Origin of the sequence: Priestia endophytica DSM 13796, assembly GCF_900115845.1 — a bacterium.
In the GTDB taxonomy this organism is placed as follows: Bacteria; Bacillota; Bacilli; order Bacillales; family Bacillaceae_H; genus Bacillus_I; species Bacillus_I endophytica.
In genome coordinates this window covers 1-15007 of sequence record NZ_FOXX01000020.1, presented here as the reverse complement: position 1 = coordinate 15007, position 15007 = coordinate 1, and the positions used below count along the sequence as shown (strand labels likewise).

Annotated in this window: 14 protein-coding genes and 1 rRNA gene; all 15 read left to right on the top strand. The window is 38.3% G+C overall.

Annotation, left to right across the window (positions count from 1 at the left end; all coding sequences use genetic code 11):
* Positions 1 to 4 precede the first annotated feature (4 nt).
* Positions 5 to 1393 (top strand): tRNA lysidine(34) synthetase TilS, encoded by a 1389-nt coding sequence (tilS, locus tag BM012_RS22970; protein ID WP_061803150.1) that lies wholly within the window; start codon positions 5 to 7, stop codon positions 1391 to 1393.
* Positions 1394 to 1422: 29 nt separating this feature from the next.
* Positions 1423 to 1962, top strand: a complete 540-nt coding sequence (gene hpt, locus BM012_RS22965) for a hypoxanthine phosphoribosyltransferase (RefSeq protein ID WP_061803151.1) — start codon at positions 1423 to 1425, stop codon at positions 1960 to 1962.
* 97 nt (positions 1963 to 2059) lie between these two features.
* The gene (gene ftsH / locus BM012_RS22960) at positions 2060 to 4000 is read left to right on the top strand and encodes an ATP-dependent zinc metalloprotease FtsH (protein ID WP_061803152.1); all 1941 of its coding nucleotides are present in this window, start codon (positions 2060 to 2062) and stop codon (positions 3998 to 4000) included.
* Positions 4001 to 4142: 142 nt separating this feature from the next.
* Positions 4143 to 4916, top strand: a complete 774-nt coding sequence (locus BM012_RS22955) for a type III pantothenate kinase (protein ID WP_061803153.1) — start codon at positions 4143 to 4145, stop codon at positions 4914 to 4916.
* A 23-nt stretch (positions 4917 to 4939) separates the two neighbouring features.
* A complete protein-coding gene (gene hslO / locus BM012_RS22950; protein WP_061803154.1) occupies positions 4940 to 5821 on the top strand; it encodes an Hsp33 family molecular chaperone HslO in 882 nt (293 codons plus the stop codon).
* A gap of 131 nt (positions 5822 to 5952) precedes the next feature.
* The gene (gene cysK, locus BM012_RS22945) at positions 5953 to 6897 is read left to right on the top strand and encodes a cysteine synthase A (protein ID WP_061803155.1); all 945 of its coding nucleotides are present in this window, start codon (positions 5953 to 5955) and stop codon (positions 6895 to 6897) included.
* Positions 6898 to 7028: 131 nt separating this feature from the next.
* Positions 7029 to 8456 (top strand): anthranilate synthase component I, encoded by a 1428-nt coding sequence (trpE, locus tag BM012_RS22940; protein ID WP_061803156.1) that lies wholly within the window; start codon positions 7029 to 7031, stop codon positions 8454 to 8456.
* Positions 8453 to 9034 carry an aminodeoxychorismate/anthranilate synthase component II gene (gene pabA / locus BM012_RS22935; RefSeq protein WP_061803157.1) on the top strand — a complete coding sequence of 194 codons (582 nt, stop codon included), beginning with the start codon at positions 8453 to 8455 and terminating at the stop codon, positions 9032 to 9034. The genes trpE and pabA overlap by 4 nt, the downstream gene beginning before the upstream one ends.
* A 2-nt stretch (positions 9035 to 9036) precedes the next feature.
* A complete protein-coding gene (gene pabC / locus BM012_RS22930; RefSeq protein ID WP_061803158.1) occupies positions 9037 to 9897 on the top strand; it encodes an aminodeoxychorismate lyase in 861 nt (286 codons plus the stop codon).
* 6 nt (positions 9898 to 9903) lie between these two features.
* Positions 9904 to 10764: a dihydropteroate synthase gene (gene folP, locus BM012_RS22925; protein WP_061803159.1), complete on the top strand. Its 861-nt coding sequence runs from the start codon at positions 9904 to 9906 to the stop codon at positions 10762 to 10764.
* Positions 10757 to 11119, top strand: coding sequence for a dihydroneopterin aldolase (gene folB, locus BM012_RS22920; protein ID WP_061803160.1), 363 nt, complete (start codon positions 10757 to 10759; stop codon positions 11117 to 11119). Before folP ends, folB begins: the two co-directional genes overlap by 8 nt.
* The gene (gene folK, locus BM012_RS22915; protein WP_061803161.1) at positions 11116 to 11646 is read left to right on the top strand and encodes a 2-amino-4-hydroxy-6-hydroxymethyldihydropteridine diphosphokinase; all 531 of its coding nucleotides are present in this window, start codon (positions 11116 to 11118) and stop codon (positions 11644 to 11646) included. Before folB ends, folK begins: the two co-directional genes overlap by 4 nt.
* A 100-nt stretch (positions 11647 to 11746) precedes the next feature.
* Positions 11747 to 12745 (top strand): tRNA dihydrouridine synthase DusB, encoded by a 999-nt coding sequence (dusB, locus tag BM012_RS22910; RefSeq protein WP_061803162.1) that lies wholly within the window; start codon positions 11747 to 11749, stop codon positions 12743 to 12745.
* Between the two features lie 112 nt (positions 12746 to 12857).
* Positions 12858 to 14348 carry a lysine--tRNA ligase gene (gene lysS, locus BM012_RS22905; RefSeq protein WP_061803163.1) on the top strand — a complete coding sequence of 497 codons (1491 nt, stop codon included), beginning with the start codon at positions 12858 to 12860 and terminating at the stop codon, positions 14346 to 14348.
* Between the two features lie 355 nt (positions 14349 to 14703).
* Positions 14704 to 15007 (top strand): 16S ribosomal RNA (locus BM012_RS22900); the annotation flags it as partial.

The following is a 15007-nucleotide window of genomic DNA, read 5'->3' as shown; positions in this document are numbered from 1 at the left end:
AAAGATGAAGACAAAAGTTGAAAAGTTTATAAGAAAACATTGTTTACTGAAAGAAAATGATAATGTTATTGTAGGAGTTTCGGGAGGACCTGATTCTCTAGCTCTTTTACACTTGCTTTGGAGCCTAAAAAAAGAGTGGAATATCGAAGTGATAGCGGCTCACCTTGACCATATGTTCCGAGGAGAACAATCTAGAGAGGATCTTCTATATGTGAAAAACTTTTGCTTTAAGCATGATATCCCATGTGAAGCTATAAGTAGAGATGTAGAAGCATATAAGAAAAAACACCATTTGAGCTCTCAAATTGCAGCGAGAGAATGCCGTTATCAGTTTTATGAAGATGTAATGAAAAAGCATAAAGGGACAAAATTGGCTCTTGCTCATCATGGAGATGACCAAGTTGAAACCATTTTAATGAGGTTGACGAGAGGAACGACAATGAAAGGGGCGGCAGGAATGGCTCCTTCACGATCTTTTGCCAATGGAGCTCTCATTCGCCCTTTTTTAGCTCTTACAAAGGATGAGATTGAAGTATATTGTCAACACTATGAATTGCACCCACGTATAGATCCATCAAATAGTGATGATAAATACACAAGAAATCGCTTTCGAAAGCTTCTTCCATTCTTTAAAAAAGAAAATGAGCATGTTCATACACATTTTCAGCAATTTAGTGAAAAATTATTAGAAGATCAAAGCTATTTAGAGGAATTAACTTATGATATGATGAATACAGTAATAGTTGATAAAACGCCTGAATATGTAAAGCTTTTACGGCAGGACTTTTTAAGAATGCGGAAACCTTTACAAAGGAGGGGGATTCAACTAATATTAAACTATCTCTATAAAGAGATTCCTCTAGCTTTATCCTCGGCGCATATCGATCAGCTTTTCGCTTTTTTCAAAGAGGAGCAACCTTCTGGGATGCTTCATTTCCCTAAAGGCTTATATGTTATTCGCTCTTATGAAACATGTTTATTTACTTTTGAAAAGCCAAGAGTCGAGCCGTACTGTTTTTCCTTGCATATACCTGGAAGAGTTACGTTACCAACAGGTCGCGAAATTGTTTGTGAAATACATAAAACTGAAACAGGAAAACTTAAGAAAGGCCACGACTTTTTTCATTTACCTTTAAACGAAAAAGCAAAATTACCAAATTTGATTGTAAGAAGTCGAAAAACAGGTGATAAAATACGTTTAAAAGGTATGAATGGGAGGAAAAAAGTAAAGGATATCTTCATTGATAACAAAATTCCGAAATCTGAACGTGAAGCTTGGCCAATTGTTATGTTGGATAACGAGGAAATCCTTTGGATACCAGGATTGAAAAAATCCCATTATGAGGTAGACAACATACAGGAACAAAAGTATGTTACCTTATACTATAAGTAGCAAACAACTTCTAGGAGGCAAGCAGGTACATGAAGGTAGACATTAAAGAAGTATTAATTAGTGAAGAACAGTTGCAAGAAAAAGTAAAAGAATTAGGGAAAGTACTATCAGAAGAGTACAAAGATCGTTTCCCACTCGCTATTGGCGTCTTAAAAGGTGCTATGCCATTTATGGGTGATTTACTCAAACGAGTAGATACATACTTAGAAATGGACTTTATGGATGTGTCAAGCTATGGGAATTCTACCGTTTCTTCAGGCGAAGTCAAAATTATTAAAGATTTAGACACATCTGTTGAAGGACGCGACATCCTAATTATCGAAGATATTATTGATAGTGGATTAACACTAAGTTACTTAGTTGAGCTTTTCCGTTACCGTAAAGCTAAATCAATCAAAATTGTAACACTTCTTGATAAGCCGTCAGGACGTAAATCTGATATTGAAGCAGACTATATTGGATTTGAAGTACCGAATGCATTCGTTGTTGGTTATGGTCTTGATTATCAAGAGAAATACCGCAACCTGCCTTACATTGGTGTCCTAAAACCAGAAGTATATTCATCATAAGAACATAAGGGTCTATGGCAGGGTGTATTTGTTGTATAGGTTGAAATTTCTATGATACTATTGAGTATGATTTGTTTACTGTGGGAGGAGGTAAGTAATGAATCGGATCTTCCGTAATACCATATTTTATTTACTGATATTTTTGGTAATTATTGGTGTTGTTAGCATTTTTAGTGGTTCAAACAACCAAACAACACAGCTTAATTACAATAAATTTATCGAGCATCTTGATAAAGGTGAAGTAGATCACGTTACTTTAAAACCTGAGCGAGGTGTGCTGGAAGTTCGAGGTCAATTAGATTCATACAGCAAAGACCAAGAATTTGTTACGTTTGTACCAGATACAGGTCAAATTGTTGAAAAACTAGATAATAAACTTCAATCAGCAGATGTTGATTATAAACCAGCTGAGGAAACAAGCGGATGGGTGACTTTCTTTACTTCCATCATTCCGTTTATTATCATCTTTATTCTCTTCTTCTTCTTACTTAACCAAGCTCAAGGCGGCGGCAGTCGTGTAATGAACTTTGGTAAAAGTAAAGCTAAACTTTATAGCGAAGAGAAGAAAAAAGTTAAGTTTAAAGACGTAGCGGGTGCTGACGAAGAGAAGCAAGAACTTGTTGAAGTTGTTGATTTCTTGAAGGATCCTCGCAAATTCTCAGAAGTAGGTGCGCGTATTCCAAAAGGAGTTCTTCTTGTGGGACCTCCAGGGACAGGTAAAACATTACTTGCTCGTGCTGTAGCTGGTGAAGCAGGAACACCATTCTTCTCCATCAGTGGTTCTGATTTTGTTGAAATGTTTGTCGGTGTCGGAGCTTCTCGTGTTCGTGACTTGTTTGAAAACGCGAAGAAAAATGCACCGTGTATTATCTTTATAGATGAGATTGATGCAGTAGGTCGTCAACGTGGCGCTGGATTAGGTGGCGGTCATGACGAGCGTGAACAAACGCTAAACCAATTGCTTGTTGAAATGGATGGTTTCGGAGCGAATGAAGGAATTATCATTATTGCTGCAACAAACCGCCCTGATATTCTAGATCCTGCATTACTACGTCCAGGACGCTTTGACCGTCAAATTACGGTAGATCGTCCAGATGTAAATGGTCGTGAAGCAGTACTTCGTGTACATGCTCGCAACAAGCCGCTTGATGAGTCTGTTGATTTACGTACGATTGCTCTTCGTACACCAGGATTCTCTGGTGCCGATCTTGAAAACTTATTAAACGAAGCTGCTCTCGTAGCTGCCCGCCTTGATAAGAAGAAAATTGATATGACTGATATCGATGAAGCAACAGATCGCGTTATCGCAGGTCCTGCGAAGAAGAGCCGCGTTATTTCGAAGAAAGAGCGTAATATTGTTGCCTTCCATGAATCAGGTCATACAATCATTGGACTTGTTCTTGATGAAGCTGATATGGTTCATAAAGTAACAATCGTGCCTCGTGGCCAAGCTGGTGGTTATGCTGTAATGCTTCCAAAAGAAGACCGTTACTTCATGACGAAGCCAGAGCTTCTTGATAAGATTACAGGTCTACTTGGTGGACGTGTAGCTGAGGAAGTAACATTTGGCGAAGTAAGCACAGGAGCTCACAATGACTTCCAACGTGCAACGAGCATCGCTCGTAAAATGGTTACTGAATATGGAATGAGCGATAAACTTGGACCAATGCAGTTTGGTCAATCACAAGGTGGTCAAGTGTTCCTAGGACGCGATATCAATAGTGAACAAAACTACAGTGATGCAATTGCTCATGAAATTGATTTAGAAGTTCAGCGTATCATTAAAGAATGTTATGCACGTGCAAAAGAGATCATTGTTAACCATCGTGAACAATTTGACTTGATTGCAAACACACTTCTTGAGGTTGAAACATTAGAAGCGAAGCAAATCCGCAGTCTTTTCGAAGATGGTAAGCTTCCAGAAGGAGACCGTAATTTGTCTCTTAAAAAATCTCAGCCTAATGAAAACGGTGAAGATGTGAAGGTAAACATCCAACCGAAAAAAGAAGATGAAGATCAAGAAGATAAGAACGAATAAAAAAAGGCGCTCAACTGAGCGCCTTTTTTATTGTTAACATAGATGATGAACGGGTAAATTATGAAAGAATAGAAACGCCCGACTTTTTTATGTAATATAGAGTGAGATGAGGATAGAAATAAAGATAAAGTGGTGATGGGCGTTGATTTTTGTTATAGATGTGGGAAATACAAACACAGTATTAGGTGTTTATGAAGGAAATGAGTTAAAATATCATTGGCGTATCGAAACGGGCCGTAATAAAACAGAAGATGAATTTGGCATGGTAATTAAAGAGCTTTTTAATCATGTTGGATTAACGTTTGCTTCAATAGAAGGAATTATCATTTCTTCTGTTGTTCCCCCTATAATGTTTTCACTTGAAAGAATGTGTCTAAAGTATTTTCATCTCAAACCTGTTATAGTAGGTCCAGGAGTGAAGACGGGCTTAAACATTAAGTATGACAATCCAAGAGAAGTAGGGGCAGACCGCATTGTTAATGCTGTAGGAGCCATTCATCATTATGGAACTCCTTTAATTATTATTGATTTTGGTACAGCCACTACGTATTGCTATGTTGATGAAAAGAAACATTATAGAGGAGGCGCAATTGCCCCAGGAATTAATATTTCTACAGAAGCTCTTTATTCTAGAACTTCAAAGCTTCCTCGGATTGAGATTGTGCAGCCTGAAAGTGTTATTGGTACAAATACGGTTACAGCAATGCAATCTGGTATCTTATATGGATATGTAGGACAAGTGGAAGGAATTGTTTCCCGTATGAAAGCTCAAGCTCCTCCTGAAACAAAAGTAATTGCTACAGGAGGATTAGCTAATTTAATTGCAACAGAGTCAGATATGATTGATATTGTGGACCCGTTCTTAACGTTAAAGGGACTTCAGTTAATATATGCTCGTAATTTCGAGCTAATTTAAACCAAGGAAGGTGTTTTAAAAGGATGAAAGATTATCTTGTAAAAGCGTTGGCTTATAATGGTCAAATTCGCGCATATGCAGTTCAGACAACTGAAACAGTTGGAGAAGCTCAACGAAGACATAATTCATGGCCAACAGCTTCAGCAGCCCTTGGGCGTGCAATGACAGCGAGCGTTATGATGGGAGCTATGTTAAAAGGTGAAAATAAAATTACGGTAAAGGTAGAAGGAGGAGGTCCGATTGGCGCAATCATTGTTGATAGCGATGCAAAAGGACATGTACGTGGTTATGTTTCAAAACCTCAAACACACTTTCCTTCTAAAGCACCAGGCAAATTAGATGTTTCAAGAGCTGTTGGCTCAACAGGAATGCTTACTGTTGTAAAAGACTTGGGGTTAAGAGACCATTTTACAGGTCAAGTTCCCCTTGCATCTGGAGAGCTTGGAGATGACTTTACGTACTACTTTGCATCATCGGAACAAGTGCCTTCATCTGTTGGATTAGGGGTCCTCGTAAATCCAGATAACAGCATTTTAGCTGCAGGAGGATTCATCATTCAGCTTATGCCTGGTACTGATGAGGAAACAATCACAGCGATTGAAGAAAGTCTAAGTAAAGTGCCGCCAATTTCTAAGCTTATTCAAGAAGGCTTGTCTCCCGAGGAAATTTTAGAAAAGCTTTTAGGAAAAGAAAATGTAGAAGTATTAGAAACAATGCCTGTTGAGTTTTCTTGTCATTGTTCAAGAGAGCGTCTTTCAAATGCTCTTATTAGCCTAGGTGTAGAAGAACTTCAGGCAATGATTGATGAAGATGGTGGAGCAGAAGCTCAATGCCATTTCTGTAATGAAGAGTATCAGTTCACAAAAGAAGAACTTGAAGAATTAAAAGCTCAAGCGAAAGCCTAAAGGAAAGCGCATGGAAGCATGCGCTTTCCTTTTTCTTTAAAAAAATGGGTAAATAGATTGACAATTCATATAATAATTGTTATATTCTCTATAAAACCAATAAAAATACTAGGGATTATAGAGGTGATCTTATGACACGCGTAGGAAATTCAATTACAGACTTAATTGGTCAAACACCAGTTGTTAAATTAAATCGCATTGTTGAAGAAGATATGGCAGATGTGTATTTAAAACTTGAATTCATGAATCCTGGAAGTAGCGTAAAAGACCGTATTGGTCTTGCAATGATTGAAAGTGCTGAGCAAGAGGGAGTTTTAAAAGCTGGTGACACAATCATTGAGCCAACAAGTGGAAACACGGGAATCGGTCTTGCGATGGTTGCTGCTGCAAAAGGCTACAAAGCTATTTTAGTAATGCCAGATACGATGAGTATGGAGCGTCGCAACCTTCTTCGTGCATATGGAGCAGATCTCGTTCTTACTCCTGGTGCAGAAGGAATGAACGGAGCTATTAAGAAAGCAGAGGAGCTTTCTAAAGCACATGGTTACTTTATGCCACAGCAGTTCAAGAATGAAGCAAACCCAAAAGTTCATCGTGAAACAACAGGAAAAGAAATTGTAGAACAAATGGGTGATCAACTAGATGCATTTATCGCTGGTGTTGGTACAGGTGGAACAGTATCGGGTGTTGGAAGCGTATTAAAAGAGAAGTACGAGAACGTGAAAATTTATGCTGTTGAGCCAACAGGTTCACCTGTATTATCAGGAGGTCAGCCTGGTCCTCATAAAATCCAAGGAATTGGAGCTGGATTTATTCCAAATACGTTAGATACGGAAGTGTATGACGGAGTTATTCCAGTAGAGAATGAAGCAGCATTTGAATATGCGCGTAAAGCAGCTAGAAATGAAGGAATCCTAGGCGGTATTTCTTCTGGAGCAGCTATTTATGCAGCGTTAAAAGTAGCAAAAGAATTGGGTAAAGGTAAGAAAGTTCTAGCAATTATCCCAAGTAACGGTGAGCGTTACTTAAGTACACCTCTTTATAAATTTGAGGAAGAAGAACAAAGCGCAAAATAAATCTTAAAAACCTCCCTGCTATTAGGGAGGTTTTTTTATTAGTAGAAACTCCTAGTGAAGAAAAATAAAGAATCATGTACAATGAAAAGTAAAGAGATAAAATAGCAAAAATGGTGTAGGAGCGTGAGGGTGTGCAACAAAGAAAAGCTTGGGGAGAAGCGGTTTCCATCCCAAAAGAACACTGGTTCAAGAAATTTCAGTTTCTGGCAAACGACCATAAAAAACATATGGTATTAGAGAGCGGGCGCAGTGGCCGCTACAGTATGATTGGATTAGATCCAATAGCATCATTAAAAGGTAAGAATAATATGCTTACTATTGAGAAAAATGGGGAGACGATGGTGATAGAAGGAAATCCTCTTCATGCAATGAAGGACTGGTTAGCTCAATATCATATAGAGACAAATAGTGAACTTCCTCCTTTCCAAGGTGGAGCTATTGGGTATATTAGTTATGATTATGTGCGCTATATTGAGAAACTGCCAGAGTTAGCAGCTGATGATTTGAATTTGCCAGAGCTCCATTTCTTCGTTTTTCAAGATGTCTTTGTTTATGACCATTCAACAGAACAGCTTTGGGTGATTGTAACAGATGAGAAAGAAAATATAACCCAAGCTCAATTACGACTTAGTCATTATATGAATATGTGGCTTGAGGCACCTATTCAACCCATTTCATATGAGAATAACTATTTTATGGCAGAACGGAAACAAGATACATTTTCGATGGATGAAGAAAAGTTTTCAAAAGCTGTTCACGATATTCATGAATATATCTCTTCAGGTGATGTATTTCAGGTGAATATTGCAGTTCGTCAAACAAGGCAGCTTAAGTCGCACCCAATGGAAGTGTATGAGCAGCTTCGTTTATTAAATCCTTCTCCTTATATGTCTTACTTACAGTTTGAAGATTTCCAAATTGTGAGTGCTTCACCTGAGCTTTTAGTGAAGAAGCGTAAAAATGAAGTAAGCACAAGGCCGATTGCAGGCACTCGTTCTAGAGGTCGAACAGCTGAAGAAGATGAGCAGCTTGCAGAAGAACTACTCTCAAATGAGAAAGAACGTGCTGAGCATATCATGCTTGTGGATTTAGAGCGAAATGACTTGGGGAGAGTTTGTAAATATGGTACTGTAGAAGTAGATGAATTAATGACAATTGAGCGTTATTCTCATGTTATGCACATCGTCTCTAATGTGAAAGGACAGCTTGCAGAAGGGAATGAGTGGACTGACGTTGTTGATGCAACATTTCCGGGAGGCACAATTACAGGGGCACCTAAAGTGCGTACGATGGAAATCATTGAAGAAATTGAACCGGTGAGAAGAGGAGTTTATACAGGCTCAATTGGTTGGATTGGCTTTGATGAAAATATGGAGTTGAATATTGCTATTCGCTCTATGGTTGTAAAAGGCGGACAAGCACATGTGCAAGCAGGAGCGGGTATTGTAATTGATTCACATCCGCAATATGAGTATAAAGAGTCTTTAAAGAAAGCAGAAGCCTTATGGCGTGCAAAAGAGTTGAGTGAATATGAGCTGAGTGGAGGTAGCAGAGTATGATTTTAATGATTGATAATTATGATTCATTTACATTTAATTTAGTGCAATATCTAGGTGAATTAGGTGAAGAACTAGTTGTAAAGCGTAATGACGAAATTACGCTTGAGGAAATTGAAGCAATGCGTCCTGACTTTTTGATGATTTCTCCAGGTCCTTGTAGTCCAAATGAAGCCGGAATAAGCCTTGAAGCCATTTCTCGATTTGCAGGAGAAATCCCGATTTTTGGAGTTTGTTTAGGTCACCAATCCATCGCCCAAGCTTTTGGAGGGCAGGTGATCCGTGCTGAATATCTTATGCATGGTAAAACATCAGAGATTTCTCATAATGGAGAAACCATTTTTAAGGAGTTAGCTAATCCTTTCACAGCGACACGTTATCATTCTTTAATTGTTGAAAGAGAAACGCTTCCAGACTGCTTTGAAATAACGGCAGAAACTGATAAAGGTGAAATTATGGCTATCCGTCATAAGTCTCTTCCAATTGAAGGTGTCCAATTTCACCCAGAATCCATCATGACTTCTTTTGGGAAAGAGATGCTAAGAAGCTTTATTAATACGTATCAAAGAGAAGTGCAATAATTATGCATATTTTTTTAAATAATAAATTGGTTCAGAAACAAGAAGCTATGATTTCTCCTTATGATCATGGCTTCTTGTATGGTTTAGGGGTGTTTGAAACGCTCAGACTCTATGATGGACATCCTTTTCTCCTTGATGATCATTTAGAACGTCTAGAAAATGGTTTGAAGGAACTGAATATAAAATGGAGATACTCAAAGAAAGATGTTCTTTCTTGGTTTAAAGATCTCTCACATAAAAATAATCTACAGAATGCTTACATTCGTTTGAATATATCAGCGGGAGTTGATGATCTTGGTCTTTCAACAGACATGTATGAAGAACCAACGATCATCGTCTATATGAAGGAGCTTACAAAGAATCCTCTTCTTGTAAAAGAGGGGGTTATCTTAAGAACAAGGCGTAATACTCCTGAAGGAAACTATCGTTTGAAGTCTCATCATTATTTGAATAACGTACTTGCTAAACGAGAGCTTAGCAGTGTGAAGCAAGAAGGAATTTTTCTAACGGAAGACGGAGATATAGCAGAAGGGATTGTTTCTAATCTGTTCTTTGTGAAAAACGGAGCTGTGTATACGCCATCTCTTAAAACAGGAATTTTAGGCGGTGTAACAAGACAATTTGTTATGGCGCTTTTAACGTCACTATCTATCCCTGTTCATGAAGGGTTCTTTTCGTTAGAGGACTTGCTTGAGAGTGATGAAGTTTTTATGACGAATTCTATTCAAGAGATTTTTTCAATTTCTAACATTGGAGATAGAAGATACCAGTATGGGGAAAGTTCGTTAGCTAGTGTTCTTCGGAACCATTATAAGCATATGACACAGACAAGCTGGAGTTATAAGGATATAGGGAGGAAGTAAAAGAAAATGACTGTAAATACGCTACCGAGAAAAGGCGTCATTGATGCACACCCTTTTCAACTAGATTATCATAATAAGACGCTCATTATGGGGATTTTGAATGTAACTCCTGATTCTTTCTCAGATGGTGGAAAGTATAATCACCTTGATCGTGCTATTGAACACGCGCAGCTTATGGTAGATCAGGGAGCAGATATTATCGACCTTGGTGGGGAATCAACAAGACCAGGACATGAACCAGTGGGCTTAGAAGAAGAGCTTCGCCGTGTAGTTCCTGCTGTGGAAGCCCTTAGTAAAAATGTAAAGATTCCAATATCAGTTGATACGTACAAAGCAGAAGTTGCTCGTCAGGCATTGGAAGCTGGGGCACATATTATTAACGATATTTGGGGGGCGAAAGCAGATCCTAAAATGGCAGAAGTTGCAGCTTCGTACAACGTGCCTATTGTAATTATGCACAATAGAGAAAATCGTAATTATACAAACTTGATGGCGGACATTATTGCAGACCTTTATGAGAGCATTAAGATTGTAAAAGCAGCAGGTGTAAAGGATGAGAAAATTATTCTAGATCCTGGAATCGGATTTGCTAAAGGGTTAGAAGAAAATATTGCCGTTATGAGAAACTTAGATCAATTTCAATCGCTTGGCTATCCTGTACTACTTGGAACGTCTCGCAAAGGAATGATCGGAAAAGTACTTAATCTAGAAAATCCTGCAGATCGCATGGAAGGTACTGCTGCAACTGTGGGTCTAGGAATTTCAAAAGGCACAGATATTGTACGTGTACATGATGTATTAGAAATTGCACGTTTTTCTAAGATGATGGATGTGCTTGTTGGTAAAGGAGACATTCCGCGTGGATAAGATTTTTTTAAATAAAATGCAATTTTATGGTTATCATGGAGTTTTTTCAGAAGAGAACAAGCTTGGACAACCTTTTGAAGTGGACTTAACAGTAGAGCGAGATTTAAGAAAAGCTGGGCAAAGTGATGATCTTGAGGCAACGGTCAATTATGCAGAGCTTTTTAATCTTTGCAAAGACGTTATGGAGAACAGGGTTTTTAAGCTTGTTGAGACAGTGGCTGAAACAATTGCCTCTGAAGTCTTTGAAAAATTCTCTTCAGTTGAGGCCTGTACAGTTAAAATATATAAGAAAAGTCCGCCAATTAATGGTCATTATGATTCGGTTGGAGTTGAGATTCAAAGGAGTCGTTCATGAATAATGTAGCATATATTGGAATGGGTTCTAATATGGAAGATAGATTTAATTATTTAAAAGAAGGTATTCTCTTGCTGCATAAAGAGAAAAATATTACACTAACAAACCTTTCTTCCATTTATGAAACAGCTCCTGTTGGGTATACAGAGCAGTCTGCTTTTTTAAACATGGTTGTAGAAGTTGAAACAACGTATAATCCTCAAGAGCTGTTATCTTGTTTGCAAAAAATTGAGGCAGCTTGTCATAGAGAGCGGATTATTCGATGGGGACCACGAACCCTAGACCTTGACATTTTGCTTTATAATAATGAAGATATAAAAGAAGAGAATTTATCTGTTCCACATCCACGGATTCTTGAACGGGCTTTTGTGCTTGCTCCCCTTGTGGAAATCGCTCCTTCAGCTTGCATTTTAGGCGATAACCATTTTCTATCTTCTCTCACTTCTAAACTTTCGGTTGAGCAAGGCATTGAAATATGGAAACTGAGAGATGAGAAAGATATCTTTTCTCTTTTAGAAATAAATTAATATCTTTACAATAGAACTTATACTTTATTTTTAGAGATGACAAGTAATCTTCTGAGAGATTACTTGTCTATATTCATGTAATACAATAGGAGGTACAAGCATGCTTCAAATTGGAGATATTAAATTTGATAATCCAGTTGTTTTAGCACCAATGGCAGGCGTTTGTAATGCAGCATTCCGCCTTACAGTAAAAGAATTTGGTGCAGGATTAGTTTGTGCAGAGATGGTGAGTGATAAGGCCATTCTTTATAAAAATGCTAAGACAATGGGAATGCTTCATATAGATCCACGTGAAAAACCAATGAGTTTACAAATCTTTGGTGGGGAAAAAGAAACACTTGTAGAAGCAGCTCAGTTTGTAGATAAAAATACAACAGCAGACATCATTGACATTAACATGGGGTGTCCGGTACCTAAAATCACTAAATGTGATGCAGGGGCAAAGTGGCTTCTAGATCCAAATAAAATTTATGAAATGGTTTCAGCAGTTGTAGATGCTGTAGATAAACCTGTTACTGTAAAAATGCGTATGGGCTGGGATGAAGACCATATCTTTGCAATTGAAAATGCAAGAGCAGTAGAACGTGCAGGCGGAAAAGCAGTTGCTCTTCATGGGCGTACACGTGTACAAATGTATGAAGGAACAGCAAATTGGGACATCATCCGTGATGTAAAACAAGCAGTCTCTATTCCTGTTATCGGAAACGGAGATGTAAACACACCGCAAGATGCAAAGAGAATGCTTGATGAAACAGGGGTTGACGGCGTAATGATCGGTCGTGCTGCTCTTGGTAACCCATGGATGATTTATCGTACTGTTCAATATCTAAAAACAGGGGAATTAGCTCCAGAACCAACAGTAAGAGAGAAAATGGATATTTGTAAGCTTCACCTTGATCGTTTAATCGACCTAAAAGGCGAAAATGTAGCTGTTCGTGAAATGCGTAAACATGCTGCTTGGTATTTAAAAGGTGTTCGAGGCAATGCAAGAGTGAGAAATGAGATTAATCAATGTGAAACAAGAGAGAGTCTTGTAACACTAGTGAATACTTTTACAGAAGAAGTAGAAGCAAAACAAAAAGACTCTCAGGCTATTTGACACATAAAACAGTGTTCACCTATAATTACGAACAGAAGAATGTGCGCTGATTGCCAGTGATTTGCTGGCCTTTTTTCTGTTTAAGATTTAAAAAATAGATGGAGATGATGAAATGAGTCAGGAAGAATTAAATGACCAACTGATAGTACGTCGTGAAAAAATGAAAGAACTTCAAGAGCAAGGAATTGATCCATTTGGTAAACGCTTTGAGCGTTCACATAGTTCAAATGAACTTCTAGAAGCTTATGATCAGTTTTCAAAAGAAGAGCTAGCAGAAAAAGAAGAAGAAACTTCAATTAGTTTTGCTGGACGTATTATGACAAAGCGTGGTAAAGGAAAAGCTGGATTTGCTCATGTTCAAGATTTGAATGGTCAAATCCAAATCTACGTGCGTAAAGATAGTGTAGGAGAAGAGCAGTATGAGCTTTTCAAAAACGCTGATATTGGGGATATTGTTGGAATTGAGGGAGTTATGTTCAAAACGAAAGTAGGAGAGCTTTCTATTAAAGCTACTTCTTTCACACTTCTTTCAAAAGCATTACGTCCACTTCCGGATAAATATCATGGATTAAAAGATATTGAGCAACGTTACCGTCAACGTTACCTAGATTTGATTACAAATCCAGAAAGTCGTCAAACGTTTGTAACGCGCAGCCGTATTATTCAATCTATGCGTCGCTACCTTGATGGACAAGGGTTCTTAGAAGTTGAAACACCAATGATGCACTCTATCGCTGGTGGAGCATCTGCTCGCCCATTTGTGACTCATCATAATGCTCTTGATATTGAACTTTACATGCGTATTGCCATTGAATTACACCTTAAACGTCTAATTGTAGGTGGGTTAGAGAGAGTATATGAAATTGGCCGTGTATTCCGTAATGAAGGAGTTTCAACACGTCATAACCCTGAATTTACAATGCTTGAGCTTTACGAAGCATATGCAGATTATAAAGACGTAATGAGCTTAACTGAGAACATGATTGCTCATATTGCTCAAGAAGTTCTTGGTACAACAACGGTTCAATATGGAGAAGATGAAATTAACCTTGCTCCAGAGTGGACAAGACTTCATATGGCTGACGCTGTTAAGCAATATACAGGTGTTGATTTCTGGAAAGAGATGACTGATGAGGAAGCTCATGCTCTTGCAAAGGAACACGGTGTAGAAGTAACAGAACATATGCAGTTTGGTCATGTTTTAAATGAATTCTTCGAACAAAAGGTAGAACATGAACTTGTACAACCAACATTCATCTATGGTCATCCTGTTGAGATTTCTCCGTTAGCGAAGAAAAATGACGAAGACCCGCGTTTCACAGATCGTTTTGAGCTATTTATTGTGCGCCGCGAGCATGCAAATGCCTTTACAGAGTTAAATGATCCAATCGATCAACGTGAACGTTTCGAGGCTCAGCTTAAAGAGCGTGAACAAGGAAACGATGAAGCTCATGAGATGGATGACGATTTTATTGAAGCATTAGAGTATGGAATGGCTCCAACTGGAGGACTTGGTATTGGAATCGATCGTCTAGTTATGCTTTTAACAAATTCTCCTTCTATTCGTGACGTTCTTCTGTTCCCTCAAATGCGCCAAAAATAAGTGGTTTTATAACTACCTTAGAAGGGTAGTAAGGTATTCAAGTGAAATAAAACTTCACTTGAATACCTTTTTTTAAAAAATGTTATAAAACTTATTGACGCATTATTTAAATGATGATATATTATTAATTGTCGCTGAAACACAGCACAAAAAAAGAGGTTAATAAAACTTCTGAAAAAGTTGTTGACTTTAAAAAGTTAACATGGTAAGATATAAAAGTTGCTGCTGATAAGCAATGGTGATTGACCTTTGAAAACTGAACAAAATACGTCAACGTTAATTCTATTTTATTTTTAAAACAATGTTTCTTATTAGAAACAAAAAGCTATGGACATCGAAAGATGAAACCAAACTTTCTATGGAGAGTTTGATCCTGGCTCAGGACGAACGCTGGCGGCGTGCCTAATACATGCAAGTCGAGCGGAGTTTTGAAAAGCTTGCTTTTCAAAACTTAGCGGCGGACGGGTGAGTAACACGTGGGCAACCTGCCCTTGAGACGGGGATAACTCCGGGAAACCGGAGCTAATACCGGATAACACATATCTTCGCATGAGGATATGTTAGAAGGTGGCTTTTAGCTACCACTCAAGGATGGGCCCGCGGCGCATTAGCTAGTTGGTGAGGTAACGGCTCACCAAGGCGACGATGCGTAGCCGACC